Origin of the sequence: Halorubrum sp. SP3 (assembly GCF_005435195.1) — an archaeon.
Classification (GTDB): domain Archaea; phylum Halobacteriota; class Halobacteria; order Halobacteriales; family Haloferacaceae; genus Halorubrum; species Halorubrum sodomense.
Window position 1 is genome coordinate 1 of the sequence record NZ_SGTU01000150.1, and the last position, 929, is coordinate 929.

Below are 929 nucleotides of genomic sequence, written 5' to 3' on the forward strand. Positions count from 1 at the left end.
TGCTGTGTTGAATAGATGCTGAGTCACGGTTACAGCGGCTCACACAGTGGTTCTATGTTGGTAATGGCGAACATCAAGACGATTTCACGGAACTGCCGATACCAGCCAAGCGCTCGCACGGCATCGCCGAGCGAGCGCTTGGTTGTCGAGTAGGATGTTTCGGCCATCCACCGCTGAGAGTAGCCCTTTGCCCGGTTCAGAGCGTTTTTCGCGGCTGCGTTCGCTGACGAGCCGCGATAATGAACGAGGTAATCGATGTCGTGTGCGGCGATTTCGTACTCGGTGTGCCAGTCTTGGAAGCCGTTGTCGGCGGCGACGGACTGCAGGTCGTCCGCGTTTCGCCGGACGACCTGCGGTCCCGTCTTCGTGTCATGCTTCCACCGCGCTGTGATGTGAACGTCGAGAACAGCTAGTGATTCCACATCAGTCAATGTCGTCACTTTCAGCGTCTGTATCGTCCGTCCTGCCCGCTGGCGAAAGTACGAGGAGGCACGTCGCCGGTCGAAGAACGTGCTGTCGAGCGCAGCGTGTCCGGACTGCGGGTGCTGCTGCGCGGAAACGCGCAGCAGCGCCCGCCATACCCACATTTTCAGCCGATCAAACGACTTGTAGATCGTGCTGTAGTCTGGGAGATCGTCTGGATCTAAGCCGAGTGCGTCACGAATCTCGGCCATATACTTCAGCCGATTCGGCGTTTCTCGGTAGCTGTGGCCGTCTTCGAGCCGAAGACAGTGGAGCACAACGTGTTTCCAGCGGGCGAACCCGCCGCTGGCGGGCTCGCCCGCGTGCTTTCCCAACGCTTGTTTGACTAGGCGACGACACTGCTCAACGAAGTCGAGGAGATCGACTTCCATGGACAGAATCGATTTCCTCGGCTTCGTCCTTCTACTCCGTGATAACAGCTGATTAGATCGCTATTCAACACAGCA

General features: G+C 57.8%; 1 protein-coding gene. It reads right to left on the minus strand.

Annotated elements, in window-relative coordinates; all coding sequences use genetic code 11:
- Positions 1–29: 29 nt before the first annotated feature.
- Entirely contained in the window at positions 30–854 is an 825-nt protein-coding gene (locus tag EXE42_RS15965; protein WP_137706954.1) for an IS5-like element ISHla3 family transposase, read from the minus strand.
- Positions 855–929 lie beyond the last annotated feature (75 nt).

Coding starts and splice junctions, on each gene's coding strand:
- EXE42_RS15965 (WP_137706954.1), bottom strand. CDS start 854: ATGGAAGTCGATCTCCTCGACTTCGTTGAGCAGTGTCGTCGCCTAGTC.